Annotated in this window: 16 protein-coding genes; 9 read left to right on the top strand and 7 right to left on the bottom strand. The window is 53.8% G+C overall.

Features of this window, described 5'->3' with window-relative positions; all coding sequences use genetic code 11:
• Positions 1–13: 13 nt before the first annotated feature.
• Genes trkA through def form a run of 4 tightly spaced genes read right to left on the bottom strand, consistent with a single transcriptional unit; the run spans position 14 to position 4,166 of the window.
• Positions 14–1,390 carry a Trk system potassium transporter TrkA gene (trkA, locus tag IDSA_RS06960; RefSeq protein ID WP_034775422.1) on the bottom strand — a complete coding sequence of 459 codons (1,377 nt, stop codon included), beginning with the start codon at positions 1,388–1,390 and terminating at the stop codon, positions 14–16.
• Positions 1,387–2,697 (bottom strand): 16S rRNA (cytosine(967)-C(5))-methyltransferase RsmB, encoded by a 1,311-nt coding sequence (gene rsmB, locus IDSA_RS06955; protein ID WP_034775420.1) that lies wholly within the window; start codon positions 2,695–2,697, stop codon positions 1,387–1,389. Before rsmB ends, trkA begins: the two co-directional genes overlap by 4 nt.
• Position 2,698: 1 nt before the next feature.
• Positions 2,699–3,655: a methionyl-tRNA formyltransferase gene (gene fmt / locus IDSA_RS06950; protein ID WP_126760572.1), complete on the bottom strand. Its 957-nt coding sequence runs from the start codon at positions 3,653–3,655 to the stop codon at positions 2,699–2,701.
• A gap of 4 nt (positions 3,656–3,659) precedes the next feature.
• Complete coding sequence (gene def, locus IDSA_RS06945) at positions 3,660–4,166, bottom strand: peptide deformylase (RefSeq protein ID WP_034775418.1); 507 nt, start codon at positions 4,164–4,166, stop codon at positions 3,660–3,662.
• Positions 4,167–4,247: 81 nt separating this feature from the next.
• Between def and IDSA_RS11855 the strand changes: the two genes are divergently transcribed.
• The 7 genes from IDSA_RS11855 to aroE are packed head-to-tail and all read left to right on the top strand — an operon-like array spanning position 4,248 to position 9,612.
• Positions 4,248–5,312 (top strand): LysM peptidoglycan-binding domain-containing protein, encoded by a 1,065-nt coding sequence (locus IDSA_RS11855; protein WP_157980781.1) that lies wholly within the window; start codon positions 4,248–4,250, stop codon positions 5,310–5,312.
• A gap of 35 nt (positions 5,313–5,347) precedes the next feature.
• Positions 5,348–6,385: a DNA-processing protein DprA gene (gene dprA / locus IDSA_RS06935; RefSeq protein ID WP_034775417.1), complete on the top strand. Its 1,038-nt coding sequence runs from the start codon at positions 5,348–5,350 to the stop codon at positions 6,383–6,385.
• A gap of 2 nt (positions 6,386–6,387) precedes the next feature.
• Positions 6,388–6,861, top strand: coding sequence for a DUF494 family protein (locus tag IDSA_RS06930; protein ID WP_034775415.1), 474 nt, complete (start codon positions 6,388–6,390; stop codon positions 6,859–6,861).
• The gene (locus IDSA_RS06925; protein ID WP_051986151.1) at positions 6,862–7,260 is read left to right on the top strand and encodes a DNA topoisomerase family protein; all 399 of its coding nucleotides are present in this window, start codon (positions 6,862–6,864) and stop codon (positions 7,258–7,260) included.
• A 28-nt stretch (positions 7,261–7,288) separates the two neighbouring features.
• Positions 7,289–7,840: an L-threonylcarbamoyladenylate synthase type 1 TsaC gene (gene tsaC, locus IDSA_RS06920; RefSeq protein WP_034775413.1), complete on the top strand. Its 552-nt coding sequence runs from the start codon at positions 7,289–7,291 to the stop codon at positions 7,838–7,840.
• A gap of 2 nt (positions 7,841–7,842) precedes the next feature.
• Positions 7,843–8,760: an oxygen-dependent coproporphyrinogen oxidase gene (hemF, locus tag IDSA_RS06915; protein WP_034775410.1), complete on the top strand. Its 918-nt coding sequence runs from the start codon at positions 7,843–7,845 to the stop codon at positions 8,758–8,760.
• A 24-nt stretch (positions 8,761–8,784) separates the two neighbouring features.
• Positions 8,785–9,612, top strand: coding sequence for a shikimate dehydrogenase (gene aroE / locus IDSA_RS06910; RefSeq protein WP_034775409.1), 828 nt, complete (start codon positions 8,785–8,787; stop codon positions 9,610–9,612).
• Between the two features lie 15 nt (positions 9,613–9,627).
• Here aroE and IDSA_RS06905 read toward each other — a convergent pair whose 3' ends face one another.
• Complete coding sequence (locus IDSA_RS06905; protein ID WP_051986150.1) at positions 9,628–9,894, bottom strand: hypothetical protein; 267 nt, start codon at positions 9,892–9,894, stop codon at positions 9,628–9,630.
• A gap of 518 nt (positions 9,895–10,412) precedes the next feature.
• Here IDSA_RS06905 and polA point away from each other — a divergent pair.
• Positions 10,413–13,187: a DNA polymerase I gene (gene polA / locus IDSA_RS06900; protein WP_034775408.1), complete on the top strand. Its 2,775-nt coding sequence runs from the start codon at positions 10,413–10,415 to the stop codon at positions 13,185–13,187.
• A gap of 140 nt (positions 13,188–13,327) precedes the next feature.
• On the opposite strand, the gene IDSA_RS06895 is transcribed toward polA, so the two are convergent.
• Both IDSA_RS06895 and yihA read right to left on the bottom strand, forming a co-directional pair.
• Positions 13,328–14,245, bottom strand: coding sequence for a DMT family transporter (locus IDSA_RS06895; RefSeq protein WP_034775407.1), 918 nt, complete (start codon positions 14,243–14,245; stop codon positions 13,328–13,330).
• Positions 14,232–14,870 (bottom strand): ribosome biogenesis GTP-binding protein YihA/YsxC, encoded by a 639-nt coding sequence (yihA, locus tag IDSA_RS06890; protein WP_034775406.1) that lies wholly within the window; start codon positions 14,868–14,870, stop codon positions 14,232–14,234. The genes IDSA_RS06895 and yihA overlap by 14 nt, the downstream gene beginning before the upstream one ends.
• 112 nt (positions 14,871–14,982) lie before the next feature.
• Here yihA and IDSA_RS06885 point away from each other — a divergent pair, with 112 nt between their 5' ends.
• Complete coding sequence (locus IDSA_RS06885) at positions 14,983–15,621, top strand: c-type cytochrome (RefSeq protein ID WP_034775405.1); 639 nt, start codon at positions 14,983–14,985, stop codon at positions 15,619–15,621.
• The last annotated feature ends 493 nt before the right edge of the window (positions 15,622–16,114 follow it).

Raw genomic sequence — 16,114 nt, 5'->3', positions numbered from 1 at the left:
CCAGAGCGTTCGCTTAGAAGAACAGGGCGCTTGGCTGGAACAGGCGCTCGACTTCGCGGATATATTTTTTATCCACCAGAAACAGAATCACGTGATCATCGGCGTGCAAAATCGTGTCATCGTGGGCAATCAGCACTTCGTTACCCCGGACTATCGCACCAATAGTGGTGCCAGGCGGCAGCTTGATTTCGCTAATGGCTTTGCCAATAACTTTTGACGTTTTCTCATCACCGTGCGCAATAGCTTCGATGGCTTCGGCAGCACCTTTACGAAGCGAGTAGGCGTTCACGATGTCGCCTTTGCGAATCAGTGCGAGCAGGGCAGAAACCGTCGCGCGCTGAGGTGAAATGGCGATATCGACAATATCGTCCTGCACCAGATCCACGTATGCCTGCCGCTGAATCAGCACCATGGTTTTCTTGGCGCCGAGTTTTTTCGCCAGCATGGCCGCCATGATATTGGCTTCATCATCATTCGTCACAGCAATAAATACGTCGATATCTTCAATATGCTCTTCAATCAACAGCCGTTTATCCGAGGCGTCACCCTGTAAAATTGTGGTTTTCCGTAGGCTTTCGTTAAGCTTTTCGGCGCGTGCATGGTTTTGCTCGATGAGTTTGATTTGATGATCAGACTCCAGCAGCCGTGCCAGTCCCGCGCCAATATTGCCGCCGCCGGCAATCATGATGCGGCGATACTGGTGTTCCAGTCGTTGCATCTCTTCCATAACCGTACGCACATGACGGGTATCGGTAATGAAAAAGACTTCGTCACCGGCTTCAATGATGGTGGTACCCATCGGCTTAATCGCTTGACCTTTGCGGAAGATGGCAGCGACCCGGGTATCGATATCAGGCATGTGATCTTTCAGCGAGGAAATCGCATGGCCAACCAGACGGCCGCCATAGTAGGCCTTTACCGCCACCAGGCTGGCACGACCGCCGGCAAATTCCATTACCTGCAACGCGCCGGGATAATCAACCAGACGTTTGATATAAAGCGTAACCTGCTGTTCCGGCGAGATCAGGTGATCGACCGGCATGTCGTCTTTATGGAACAGCTGGTCTTTGAAGTCGATATATTCTTCAGAGCGAATACGGGCAATCCGCTTGGGGGTTCTGAACAGGGTATAGGCGATCTGGCAGGCCAGCATATTGGTTTCATCGCTGGGCGTTACCGCGATGATCATGTCGGCGTCTTCACAACCGGCGTTGCGTAATACCCGCGGGTGCGAAGCGTCGCCCTCAACGGTCCGGATATCATGGCTGGAAGCGAGCTCGCTTAATACCGCAGGATCCCGGTCAATGACAGTAATATCGTTATCTTCATTGACCAGATTTTCCGCCAGGGTGCCACCGACATGGCCGCCACCCAGAATGATAATTTTCATGTGCGCTTTTCCAGTTTTGCGTAATAGAATCCATCGCCGGCATGTTCGCCGGGCAACCATTGCCAGTCTGGTGATCCTGTCGGCGCTACAGCAACTTGCCGGGCATCATCATGGCGCTTCATAAAGGCTGCTATTTGTTCTGAATTTTCAGCCGGTAGTATCGAACAGGTCGCGTATAGCAGCGTACCACCGGGTTTCAGTAATGACCACATGGTATCCAGAATATCTGCCTGTAGCTGCGCCAGCACGGCGATGTCCTGACTGCGCCGCAACCACTTTATATCGGGATGGCGGCGAATAACGCCGGTAGCAGAGCAGGGGGCGTCCAGCAAAATACGATCAAAGTGCTCGCCGTTCCACCAGTTGTCGGGCTGCATAGCGTCGCCATTGATCACCTCGGCGTTGAGTTGCAGTCGCTGGAGGTTGTCATGCACCCGCTGTAAACGCGTTGCATCACTATCCACAGCAATCAGGGTGCAGTCAGGTTGCCGCTCGAGGATATGCGCAGTCTTTCCGCCTGGTGCCGCGCAACAATCGAGCACCCGCTCTCCGGCAGCCGCGTTAAGTAGCCAGGCGGCGTGCTGAGCAGCAAGGTCCTGTACTGAAACCATCCCCTCGGCGAAGCCTGGTAAACGCTGTACATCGACCGGTTGCACCAGCTGAATGGCGGAGCTAAGCGGTGATTCATCATGGTAACCGATGTCGGCTTCGGCAAGGCGGGCCAGATATTGCGCCCGGTCAGTGCGCTGTTCATTGATGCGTAACCACATCGGCGCCTGCTGATTATTGGCCGAAAAAATGGCTTCTGCCTGTTCCGGTCCATAATGGCTGCGAATGAGATCAGCCAGCCAGCGCGGGTGGTTATGTTGTAGTTCATCATGACTGGCCAGCGCTGCTTCAAGCTGTTCGCGCTGGCGCTGCACATTACGCAATACCCCGTTGATTAAACCTTTCTGCCGGCTGCGCTGAAGTAGCGACGCGGCTTCTACGGTCGCTGAGATCGCGGCATGATCGGAGGTCCGCAGAAATATAAGTTGGTAAGTACCCACTAGCAGTAAGGAGTGCAGAATTGCTAAGTCTTTCTTAAGCGGCTTGGCAAGCAAGTGGGAGATAACAAAATTAAGCTGGGGTAAAAATCGCAGCACGCCGTAGCAAAGCGTCTGGCACAGGGCGCGGTCGCGACCGCTAAGTGAACTGGTGACCAGCGGCAATGCCTGGCTCAGCGAACGACCCTGCTCGAGCACCATAAACAATGCCTGGGCAGCCGCCGCACGACTGCCGGCTCCGGCACTATGCGGCGTCGCCATCTTAATGAACTCCCGTTGCGGTTAGCTGCATTCCAGGTTGCAGCCAGTCGCTGCGGCTATTCAGAAAATCGGCGGCGGACATTTGTTTTTTCCCCGGGGGCTGCAGTTGTGTGATCGCCAGTGCCTGGTCTGCTGTTTGTATGACAATACCCTGCTTATCGGCGCTGATAATGGTTCCTGGTGCGGCGCCATGCTCACCCGGCACCACCATTGCCGACCAGACCTTGACCACCTCATGCCCGGGGGGCTGCAGCCAGCAGACTGGCCAGGGATTAAAGGCCCGCACCCAGCGTTCCAGCACGGCCGCTGGCTGTTGCCAGTCTAATTCTGCTTCTTCTTTGGTCAGCTTATGGGCGTAGCTCACCTGATCTTCGGGTTGTGGTTGGGCTCCGGCAAGATAATCAGGCAGTTTATGCAGGCATTCGAGCAAGGCTTCCGGGCCAAGTTGGGCCAGCTTTTCATAAACGCTCGCCGAGGTGTCATCCGGGCTTATCGGCAAGCGCTGCTCCAGCAATACCGGACCGGTATCCAGGCCAGCGGCCATCAGCATAATCGCGACCCCGGTTTCCGGGTCGCCCGCCCAGATTGCGCGCTGGATTGGCGCGGCACCGCGCCAGCGGGGTAATAAGGAGCCGTGAACATTAACGCAGGCCAGCCGGGGAATATCGAGCACCGCCTGTGGCAGGATCAAGCCATAAGCCACGACCACCATGACATCAGCCTGCCAGCTCGCTAGGCGGGCCTGGGCCTCTGCTGATTTAAGGGTAGGTGGCTGCTCTACTGGCAAGTCATGAGCCAGCGCCAACTGTTTTACGGCACTTGGCTGGAGCTTTTTACCGCGCCCGGCAGGGCGATCCGGCTGGGTGTAAACAGCAACAACCTCAAACGCTGGCTCATTGAGCAGAGCCGCCAGATGACGCGCAGCAAAATCGGGTGTTCCGGCAAAAATTAGTCGCATGGCTTTACTCAGCGCGTTGACGGGCTTCTTTCTCAAGTTTCTTGCGGATCCGGTCACGTTTCAGCGGCGACAGGTAATCCACAAATAGTTTGCCATTCAGATGGTCAATTTCGTGCTGGATACAAATAGCCAGCAGACCTTCAGCATTTAGTGTAAAGGTCTCGCCATGACGATCCTGCGCCTGCACCTTGATGTTTGAAGCCCGCTCCACTTTTGCGTAGACCCCGGGAAACGACAGGCAGCCCTCTTCGTTGGCGAACTCTCCTGATTTTTCTGTAATCTCAGGGTTGATAAACACCAGAGGTTCGCTCTGATCTTCGCTGCAGTCAGCAATGAACAGACGTCTGTGCACATCCACCTGGGTGGCCGCAAGGCCAACCCCACTGGCGTCGTACATGGTTTCGAACATATCATCAATGGTTGCGCGTAGGGCATCGTCAACAGCCTCAATAGGCTGAGCCATGGTGCGTAAACGCTCATCAGGGTATTCTAAAATAGTCAATTTAGTCATAACTTGTAATTCGCTAGTTTCATATTGGGTAATTTTAACGTAATTTGGTGATGAACACACGGATTTACAATGGAGCTCAACATGGTCGGGTGGCGATTTCTACCGATTGCGTTAATCGGTTTTTTACTCAGTGCACCGGGTATCGCTGAGACAAGTGGCGATGTGCTGCGTCTTCGCGAAGGCGCGCCGCAGGAATATGTCGTTAAGAAGGGGGATACCCTGTGGCATATTTCCGAGTTATTTCTGAATGATCCCTGGCTGTGGCCGGAACTCTGGCGCGTGAATGAAGACATTGCCAACCCACACCTGATTTATCCGGGTGACCGGCTTTATTTGATCTGGCGGGACGGCCGGCCGCAACTGGTACGTAAGCAACAGAAGACGCTGCTGCCAGATGGCGAGATAAAGCCGAAGGATCAGGCTATTCCGATGTTTTCACGGGAGCAGCTTGCGTCCTACCTGACCGAACACCGGGTAATGAGCGTCGCGGAATTCGAGCAAGCGCCGAAAATCCTCGGTGATAATCGTGGTGCGCCACGGGTGAACGGCATGGCGCCGGTATTTGTCCAGGGTGATGTGGAGCCTGGTCCTTACCGGGTATTTACCCCGTTTACGTCGCTGCAGGGCGAACAGCTGGTGCGCTATGTGGCCAACGCCCGCGTGACGATGCAGCAGGGCGATCTGTGGGAAGCTGAACTGGCTAATCTGCAGCGGGAAGTTCGCCGGGGCGACGTACTACTTAGCCCGGACAGGGTGAAGTTACCGGAGATGATCGTGCCGCAGAGCGGTGCTGAAATTGACGGTTATATTGTCGCCGCCCTGAATGAACGACTGGAACAGGGGAAATTTGATGTGGTGGTGCTCGATCGTGGTACCGCAGACGGTGTCGAAATCGGGCAGATGTATCAGGCGGTAAGGCCGGGCATTATTGTCTTCACCGGCGGTGAACGGCCACGAGCGGTTAACCGTTACAAACCCTCAGATGACTTGTCGCGGTTATGGCGCGAAACCAAACAGCTGCCGGCAAAAGTCACTGCTGAGTTACTGGTTATTGAGGTGAATGACCACTCAAGCTACGCGATGGTGGTGGGTTCGGAAGAATGGCTCAAAGTAGGCGACTACTACGTACCTAAATACCTCGATTAACTGATTTCTGATAAGAGCATGGAGAGCACATCAGCATGGATGCTGACGAACTATCTGTTGTATTACAGGCGTTGCGGGCACCCGCCCGCCTACAGCGCAAAATCCAGCGGCAAAGTAGCTGGTCAGCGGCCCGCCGACTGCTATCTGACCAGCCCATGGTCCGGCCGGCGGATCTCGAACGCAGCCACAACTGGCTTCACCAGCCCCATCACCATCTGATCGACTGGTTTAGCCCGGACTATCCGGCTCCGCTAAGAGAAATCCCCCAACCGCCTTTAGCCTTATTTGTGCATGGCGATCCCGAATTACTGAACCGTCCCCAGCTAGGCATTGTCGGGAGTCGCAAAGCCAGTCCGGTGGGCCTGCATAGTGCCAGTCATTTCGCTACCGGACTGGCTCGCGCTGGCATTATCGTCAGTAGCGGACTGGCGCTGGGAATCGACAGCGCTGCGCACCGGGCCGCGTTAAGTGAAAGCACTACGCTGGCGGTACTTGCCACCGGGCCTGATATTTACTATCCGCCCCGCAACCGGCAACTGCAGCAACAGATCGCCCAGGGCGGGCTGCTGGTCAGCGAATTTCCGCCGGGTATGACCGCGCGCCGCGACCATTTTCCCAGACGCAATCGCATTCTGAGCGGCCTTAGTCAGGGTATTCTGGTGATTGAGGCGCAACGGCAGAGTGGCTCGCTCATTACCGCCCGGCTGGCAGCTGAGCATAATCGCACGGTATTCGCGCTTCCCGGCTCGGTCTGGGACCCGGCCATGGCGGGCTGTCACCAGCTGATCAGAGAGGGCGCAACCCTGGTAACGGCAGTCACTGAGATACTCGAAGAGTTGAATTTTGCGCCATCGCCCATACATACCAGTGATGGCACAGAAAATAAATGTAGTGGAAGCTTGGCAAACCTGAAATTGTTGGCTAATGTGGGCAATGAGACGACCTCTGTTGATACGATAATAGCACGGAGCGGACTACCGGTCGCGATCGTGACAGAGCAGCTGGTACTGCTCGAATTAGAGGGGCACATCGTCTCAGTAGCCGGTGGTTACATAAAGATGGGGAGGCGCTAACGATGTTTGATATCCTCATGTACCTGTTCGAGAATTATATTCATTCGGACATGGAAGTAGTGGTTGATCACGATGAGTTGACGGATGAACTGACCCGGGCAGGTTTTCACCGGCAGGAAATTCTCAAAGCTCTGGCGTGGTTAGAGCGGCTGGCTGAGCTACAGGACAGCCAGACTAAACCCTATTTAAATCGTTCGCCGAACAGTGCTATCCGTATTTACACCGCAGAAGAAGCCGCTCGACTGGATTGCGACAGCCGGGGCTTTCTGATGTATCTGGAGAATCTGGGTGTATTGGATTTCGCTACCCGCGAAATGGTTATTGACCGGGTAATGGAACTGGATACGCCGCAATTTACCCTGGATGATCTCAAGTGGGTGGTGCTGATGGTACTGTTTAATGTACCCGGACGCGAAGACGCTTATGATCAGATGGAAGGCTTACTGTTTGAGGAGCCGGAAGGTCTGCTGCATTAAATGACCGCCGATAACTTTCTTGAACCACAACCACTGGGCGTTCCCTGTCCCCGGTGTGAGCGTGAGCTGCAGCTTAAAAAAGGCCGTTATGGCCTTTATGTTGGCTGCAGCGGTTATCCTGACTGTGACTATATGACGGCGGCTGATTTTGATCCCGGCACCGATGTCGCTTGTCCCGAATGCAAAGCCGGTAAGCTGGTACAGAAAACCAGCCGCTTCGGTAACTCCTTTTATGCCTGCGATCAGTACCCAGCCTGCAAGTTTTCCGTTAATCTTCCTCCGGTAGCAGAATCATGCCCGCTGTGCGGCTATGCACTGCTACTGAAAAAACGTACCGCCGCTGGTGAGCGCATGGTTTGCGCGCAGGCAGAGTGCGAGTATAAGTCATCAATTTCGTAATTTTTCAGCGATTATTCAGGAGTACTTCATGGATTGGCAGGCTGCACGTGACGCGTTTCAGCAAGGCGAGCTATTAGCCTATCCGACCGAGGCGGTCTATGGTCTGGGTTGTGATCCGCGCAATCAGGCGGCGGTGGAGAAACTGCTGGAGCTTAAACAGCGGCCCGTAGAGAAGGGGCTTATTCTGCTGGCGGCCGATTACAGTCAACTGGTTTCTTTTGTTGATGATCTGGCAATACCTCAGGACAAACGATTCAGTGTATTTTCGCAGTGGCCTGGCCCCGTCACGTTGTTATTGCCAGCGGCGGCGCATGTGCCGCGCTGGTTGCGGGGTGACTTTGAACAAATAGCGGTACGGGTAACGGCCCACGAGCCAGCGCGGCAGTTATGCCGGGCACTGAACAGCCCGATTGTGTCCACCAGCGCCAACTATAGCGGGCAGCCGCCGTTAGTGCGGGCTGAAGATGTGCGCGAAGCCTTTGGCGATAAAATAGCCTGGGTAATGGACGCGCCAACGGGCGGGGCAACCCGGCCGACCAAAATCATCGACCCCCTGAACTCAAAAATTTTCCGGGACTAAGTATGCACAATGAAATGCTGGAACAGGTGAACACCTATTTAACCGATCTACAGGATCGCATCTGCACAGCCCTGGCGGAGGCGGACGGCGGCCGCAGCTTTGAAGAAGAAAGCTGGCAGCGCGAAGGCGGCGGTGGCGGACGTTCAAGGATCCTGCGTGATGGCAAGGTGCTGGAGCAGGGCGGCGTGGGCTACTCTCATGTGTTTGGCGAGCAGATGCCGGCCTCAGCCACTGCCCACCGGCCTGAACTGGCGGGGCGCAATTTTAATGCCTGCGGGGTGTCGCTGGTTATGCATCCGCATAATCCCTATATCCCGACCAGTCATGCCAATGTACGTTTTTTCATTGCCGAAAAAGAGGGCGCTGACCCGGTCTGGTGGTTTGGTGGCGGCTTTGACTTAACGCCTTTCTATCCGTTTGAAGAAGACGTAAAGCTCTGGCATCAGGTAGCTGCCGATGCGCTGGCGCCGTTTGGGCCGGACTTATATCCGGCTTTCAAAACCTGGTGTGATGACTACTTCTGGTTAAAGCATCGCAATGAAACCCGCGGGGTGGGTGGTCTGTTCTTTGATGACCTCAATGATCGTGGCTTTGATGAATGTTTTGCCATTATGCGCGCGGTTGGGGATGCATATCTTGATGCCTATCTGCCCATTGTGCGGCGGCGTAAAGATACCCCCTATGGCGAGCGCGAGCGTGAATTCCAGCTGTACCGGCGCGGCCGTTATGTTGAATTTAATCTGGTTTGGGACCGGGGCACCTTGTTTGGTTTGCAGACCGGCGGCCGGACCGAGTCAATACTGATGTCGATGCCACCGCTGGCGCGCTGGGAATACGGCTACCAGCCTGAACCCGGATCGCCGGAGGCCCGATTGTATCGTGATTTTCTGCGGCCCCGCGACTGGCTTAATGAACTTTAACCTGGCGCACAGGAGGTAACTGACATGGCTTTATTTACGGTATTTGGTAATCCAATCGCACACAGCCTGTCGCCACAAATTCATGCGTTATTTGCCGCTCAGTTTCAGCTGACGAATAGTTACACGCGCAGCTTATGCTCGCCTGGCCAGTTTGCGGCAACGGTGTCACGCTTTTTCCGCACCGGCGGTGCCGGGGCGAACGTCACGCTGCCATTTAAAGAAGCCGCCGTGCAGGTTGCCACGCATCTGAGTGAACGCGCCCGTGAAGCTGGTGCGGTCAATACGCTGGTGCCGCTGGGGCAGGGCCAACTACTGGGTGATAATACCGACGGCCTGGGATTGGTTCGCGATTTACAGACGGCAGGAGTGCGCCTGTCAGGGCTTGAGGTTATTCTGCTGGGCGCCGGCGGCGCGGCGCGAGGCGTGCTGCCAGCGCTGATGAATGCCGGCGTGAAACAAATTACTCTGGTGAACCGGACCCGGGCCCGGGCCGGGCAATTAGCGGGTGATTTCCCTCAATATCCACTAAAGATTGTCGGAGCTCGTGACCTGCAACCCCTGGCTGAACCTTACCTGATCGTGAATGCCACCAGCGCGTCGCTGACTGGCGCAAAGCTGCAGCTGCCAAAAGAGGTGCTGGGGTCAGCGGCTTGCGTGTACGACATGATGTACAGTGGCCGGCCAACAGCCTTTTTGCAGGAAGCGGCGCAGGCTGGCGCAGGGGAAATACGCGACGGTCTGGGTATGCTGGTGGAACAGGCCGGGGTAGCTTTTTCAATCTGGCATGGTGGATTAGAGCCTGACACCGCACCAGTACTGGCGAAGATCCGGCGGGATTTGCTAAATCGTTAGCGCGCTGCGAATAACCTAGTCGCGAATAACGATATCCGGGTTGAGATCGACGTCCCCTTCGCTATCCACAGTGGCAAACTCAACGCCACGACGTACCACGGCAATAGGGCCATTGTCCGGGTTATTGCGGATAAAGGCTAAGTCATAACCAAACTTCTGTAGCTGGTAGACACCAAACTTTTGATCCATGGACAAGCGCTCCCACCACTCGGACTGATTCAGAGCAATACGGCGCCGCTCAAAATCTTCGAGTTGTTGTAGCTCTTCTCTTGTTAGCTTCATTGGTGAAACATCCATAGGACTTTGACTATCCTCAGAGTAGGCCTAAAACGAATTTAACGCCAGCCCAGTGTGACGCTGAGCATAATCAAATTCAAGTACTGGTTTGATTACTTTTGCGTCTATACGATCGATAACTCAGGTCAAAAACGTTCTAAAAAATCTGAGATCAAAGCTGGTAATCGCGACCTGTTGTGATAAAGTTGGTGGCTGGTTGAGGGAGTAACCGGAAGCAACACAGGGATTCATTTACGTGCTCGCTTCGTTCAGTTTCCACAACTGACACAAAATAAAAAAACAAAGCTGTCATGGAATATTCTGAGTATTAATTCCTTGAAAAACAACGTGATACAAAATCACATCCACCAGAGATCTCCGATCTTTCCCTGGTGAGATTTCCTGTTGCACACAGACATATCCACAGCTTATCCACATTCCTTGTCAGGTCCTTGACTGGCTTGCAAGCCGCGGCTGTGGCATCCTAATTACTTACTAAGTTTAACCAAAGCAGCAGGCCAACTATGACCGCATCTGTACCAGAAAATCCATTCATCCTGGTTGATGGATCCTCGTATCTTTTTCGCGCTTTTTACGCTCCGCCGCATCTGACGAATTCAGCAGGCGAGCCGACGGGCGCGATCTACGGAGTGGTCAATATGTTGCGCAGTCTGCTTAAAAAATACGGGCCCACCCATATGGCCGTGGTATTTGACGCCAAGGGACCGACCTTCCGTAATGAAATGTACACTGAATATAAAAGTAACCGGCCGCCGATGCCGGATGATCTGCGTCAGCAAATCGAGCCGCTGCATAAAATCATTAAAGCTTTGGGCTTGCCGCTGCTGTGTATTGACGGCGTCGAAGCCGACGACGTGATTGGTACGCTGGCACAGCAAGCTGGCGATGAAGGCCGTTTTACCCTGATCAGCACCGGCGACAAAGACATGGCGCAGCTGGTCAACGGTAATGTGATGCTGATCAATACCATGACCGATACTCTGCTTGATACCGCAGGCGTGCAGAATAAGTTTGGCGTAAAACCGTCGCAGATTATTGATCTGCTGGCGCTGATGGGTGATAGCTCGGATAACATCCCCGGTCTGCCGAAAGTGGGCGAAAAAACCGCGCTGGCGATGTTGCAGGGCATGGGCAGTATTGACGCGATGCTGGAGAATCCGGAGGCGCTGGCGGAACTAAGTTTTCGCGGGGCGAAAACCATGCCGGATAAGATCCGCGAACATGAAGAGATCCTGTTGTTGTCACGGGAGCTGGCGACGATAAAACTGAATGTTGAACTCGACTTTACCCCCGATCAGCTGCAAATCGAACCGGCGGATCAGGGGCAACTGATTGAATTGTACAAGCAATGCGAATTCCGGCGCTGGCTGGCTGAGGTGCTGGAGCAGGGTCCCGCGTCCGACGCGGGTGTGCGGCGTAGCAGTGAAGCACCAGCGGCACCAACCGAGGAAGACGCTATTGCTCATGACGACTATCAGGTGATCACCACTGAAGCGGCGTTGAACGATTGGCTGGAGCAGCTGAAAGACGCGGATTACTTTTCCTTTGATACGGAAACCACCAGCCTCAATTATATGGAGGCTGAACTGGTTGGCGTGTCCTTTGCCATCAAGCCTGGCAAGGCGGCCTATGTGCCTGTAGCCCATGACTATCCGGGCGCGCCGGATCAGCTTGACCGGAGCAAGGTACTGGCACTGCTGAAACCATTGCTTGAAGCCGAAAAGCCCGGCAAAATCGGCCAGAATCTTAAATATGACAGCCATATCCTGCGTCGCTATGACATTCACCTGAACGGCATTGCCAACGACACCATGTTGGCTTCCTATGTCTTTAACAGCGTGGGGTCGCGCCATGATATGGATACCCTGAGCCTGCATTACCTGGGGCATCGGGCCATCAGTTTTGAAGATGTCGCGGGTAAAGGCGCCAAGCAGCTAACCTTTAATCAGGTCGGTCTGGAGCAGGCCGGGCCTTATGCCGCTGAGGATGCTGACGTGGCGCTGCGCCTGCATCAGAAGCTATGGGGTGAGGTCAGTACCGTCCCGTCATTGCAGAAAGTGCTGACCGAAATCGAACTGCCGCTGGTTCCGGTGCTGGTGAATATGGAACAGCGCGGCGTGCAGATTGACGCTCAACTTTTGGCCCGCCAAAGCCACGAAATAGCCAAGGATCTGCAGGAGCTTGAGCAGCAGGCCTATACCATCGCCGGTGAGGAGTTCAATCTGGGTTCGCCCAAGCAGTTGCAGCAGATTCTGTTTGAAAAGCTACTGCTGCCAGTCCGGAAAAAGACGCCAAAAGGTGCACCGTCAACCGCTGAAGAGGTTCTGCTTGAGCTCGCCCATGATTACCCGCTGCCTGATGTGATCATGCGTCACCGGGGGCTTAGCAAGCTTAAATCGACCTATACCGATAAGTTGCCGAAAATGGTCAATCCGCGCACCAACCGGATCCACACGTCGTATCATCAGGCGGTTACCGCCACTGGCCGGCTTTCGTCAAGCGACCCCAACCTGCAGAATATTCCAATCCGCACCGAAGCCGGACGGCGGGTGCGCAAAGCCTTCACTGCGCCCGAGGGCTACAAGATAATGGCGATAGACTACAGTCAGATCGAACTGCGGATCATGGCCCATCTGTCACAGGATCCAAATTTAGTTGAAGCTTTCTCCAAAGGCCGCGATATCCACGCCGCCACCGCGTCAGAAGTTTTCGGCGTACCGCTTGAGGACGTCAGCAGCGAGCAGCGGCGGCGCGCCAAGGCAGTGAACTTTGGGCTGATTTACGGCATGTCGGCGTTTGGTCTGGCGCGGCAACTGGATATTCCGCGCCATGAAGCGCAGTTATATATGGATAAGTATTTTGAGCGTTTCCCGGGCGTGCTCCGATATATGGAAGATACCCGCACCCAGGCCAAACGCGATGGTTATGTCGAAACGCTGTTTGGCCGGCGGCTGCAGCTGCCTGAAATTCGTTCATCCAATGGGGCGCGGCGCAAAGGGGCAGAGCGGGCCGCGATTAACGCGCCGATGCAGGGCACTGCGGCCGATATCATCAAGTACGCCATGATTGCTGTGTCGGACTATCTGCGCGACCACATCAGCAACGATGATGTCTGGATGATCATGCAGGTACACGATGAGCTGGTGTTTGAGGTCAGGGAAAATCGGGTTGAGGAACTGAAAACCCGGTTGGTAAACGTGATGGAACAGGCTGCTAAGCTTGATGTGCCACTGATCGCCGATGTCGGTGTGGGCGATAACTGGGATGAAGCACACTAAAAATCAGGGACTTATCGAAAAATAGAAAAAATTATGAACTTTTGTAATGACGCTTAGTCTGATTTATTGAAAGGCGCATTAAACGAGAAGTATCAAGTTCGTTTGTTATTTCCTTTCATAGATGTTCTCTCCCTGGATTGTTAGAACTTTTGCCCGGCTTTTGCCGGGCTTTTTCTTTTTCGGCGGTTGGCAATCCACACGCCACTGAGTATCGCCCCCATGCCCATGCCATGCTGAACCAGAAACGGCTCGCCATCCAGTACGCCGAGCAATAAGGCGACAATCGGGATGAGATAGGTCACCGAACTGGTAAAAGTGGTATTGGTCATCTTCACCAGCGTATTAAATATGATAAGCGCCGCCGCCGTGCCAATGATGCCCAGAATCAGAATAGCCGTTAGCGCAAAAGCAAATTGCGGATCGGCGAATTGCTCGGTAAAAGGCGTGGCGAAAAATAAATAAAGCGCGGCTGGCGGAGCCACCAGAAACAAAGACACGCCGGTAATGGTCAAGGCGCCCAGATCAGGAATATGATGTTTGATCAGGTTCAGGTTCAGGCCGTAACAAATGGTGGCCAGAATAATCAGCAGCCCGTACCTATTAAACTCAAAGCCGCCGCCGGTGCTGGCGGTAACCAGCAAGATGGTGCCGCCGAGGCCAATAATAACGCCCAACCACTGTTGCAGACGAGCCCGCTGCCGGAACAGGAAGACCCCGATAATCAGGGTTGCCAATGGCGTAAAGGTATTGAGTACGCCGGTAACACCGCTGGGCAGTTCGGTTTGCGCGAAGGCGAATAAAAACGCGGGAATAAAACTCCCCACCAGGCCAACACAGATGAGTTTCGGCCAGTGGTGCCGCTGTACCAGCGCAAAACGACGCAGAATAAAGGGTAAGAGTACGAAACCGGCCGAAGCTATACGAATAGCAGCCAGCTGATCGGGGGTAAAACTGAGTAGGCCTTTTTTGATGAGCAGGAAGGAGCTGCCCCAGATCAATGCCAGTAGAAGTAGTAATAACCACGCCCGTAAGGGCTGTACCTCACTATTCAGCGTCATCGCCTGGTTCTGGATCAGCAACCGGCTGGTTCAGCCAGTCCGAGATAATGGTTTCAGCTTGTGGCAAGCCAATCTTAGTTAATGAGGAGAACATTTCAACGCGCACGTCACCGCCAAATACCAGCGCGGCTTCCCGGGCCTGTAGCAAGGTGGTTTTACGCGCACCAGGCTTGAGTTTGTCGGCCTTCGTCAGCAGTACCAGTACCGGAATGGCTGAATCCGTTGCCCAGTGCAGTAGCTCCTGGTCGACTTCACGGTAAGGGTGGCGGATATCCATTAATACTACCAGGCCTTTAAGCGACTCGCGCTTTTGCAGGTACTCACTGAGTGCGCGCTGCCATTTTTCTTTTACTTCCAGCGGCACTTTGGCATAGCCATAGCCGGGCAGATCGATCAGGCGTTTACCCGGCGCGACTTCAAAGACATTAATGAGCTGGGTCCGGCCAGGTGTTTTACTGGTGCGGGCCAGACTGTTCTGCCGGGTCAGGGTATTGAGCGCGCTTGACTTACCGGCGTTTGAGCGACCGGCAAAGGCAATTTCGACGCCATCGTCAGCGGGTAGCTGCGAAATAGTGGCGGCGCTGGTGACAAATTGTGTTGGCTGAAAGTTTAATGTGGTGTTCATAGACATGCATAGCGTTGACTGAAACCCAATAGTATCATGATTAGACGTTTAATCCGCACAAGTTTTGTGTAAAATAGCCTTTGTTACCAAATCCAGAGCAGAGATATCGCTTATGAAAAAAGTCGCATTGTTTGTTGCGCTATATATTGGTTTATATACGGGCCTGACCGCTAACGCCAACACCGTTGAAGGTGACGCAGACAGAGGCCAGGAGCTGGCTGCTGTTTGTGCTGCATGCCATGGGCCCAGCGGTAATTCACCGTCTGATATGTATCCGAAAATTGCTGGCCAGCATGCGCCTTACCTTCTGAAGCAGCTGCTTGATTATCAGCTCGCCGCCGCCACCAATGGTGAAGAAGGCCGGGCGAACGCCATTATGCAGGGGCAGGTTGCCGCGTTTAATGAGCAGGAACTGGCTGACCTTGCGGTTTATTTTGCTGCGCAAGATCCTGAAATAGGCACCGCCACTGAAGAATCAGTCGCCTATGCCCAGCCGCTTTATCGAGGCGGTGATGCCGAGCGCAATATTCCATCATGTTCAGCCTGTCACGGACCGCGTGGTGATGGCATGGGATTGGCGAAGTTTCCTGATGTCTCTGGCCAGCATGCCAACTACACCCGGCAGCAGCTGGAAATGTTCCGCTCTGGTGAGCGCGCTAATGACCCGAATGGTATGATGCGCGATGTCGCGGCGAAGCTGACCGACCAGGATATTGAAATGCTGTCCCGCTACCTGCAAGGGTTGTATTAAGAAGAAAGCACGATACAGCCGGGCGTAAGCCTGGTTAAAAAGGCAGCAGTCAGGGCTGCCTTTTTTTATTTTTGTTAAAGAAATAGTAAAGAAAAGACGTTATAAACCATAGCTTAAACAAAAAGGTTATAAGAAACTTTTTTAATAGATCATAAAAATCATTGATAAAAAATTCGGATTCAGTAGTCTGAATGCCATCGAAAGCCGCCACGGCGGCGTTTCAAGGCTTTAATCCAGGGAATAACAACATGGCCAGGAGGCCTTTTTTAACCAAGCAGACTAATAACAACAAAGCTCGGTTAATGCGCTTAAAAAATAATAACAATAATAAGAAAAGTTCAGGGACGTTATAATTTAACAACAGGGAAGATATGACAACCGTTCTCAACATAATCGCATGTGCGCTTTTGTGAAGAGAGAATAAATATTGGGCGATGGAGACATCGCCTTTTTATTTGCCCCCGCACTCAGGTAGACTATTATTCAGTAAAGC

It is taken from the genome of Pseudidiomarina salinarum, assembly GCF_000753715.1.
Classification (GTDB): domain Bacteria; phylum Pseudomonadota; class Gammaproteobacteria; order Enterobacterales; family Alteromonadaceae; genus Pseudidiomarina; species Pseudidiomarina salinarum.
The sequence above is the reverse complement of the archived record's forward strand: the minus strand, read 5'-3'. Positions and strand labels throughout refer to the sequence as shown.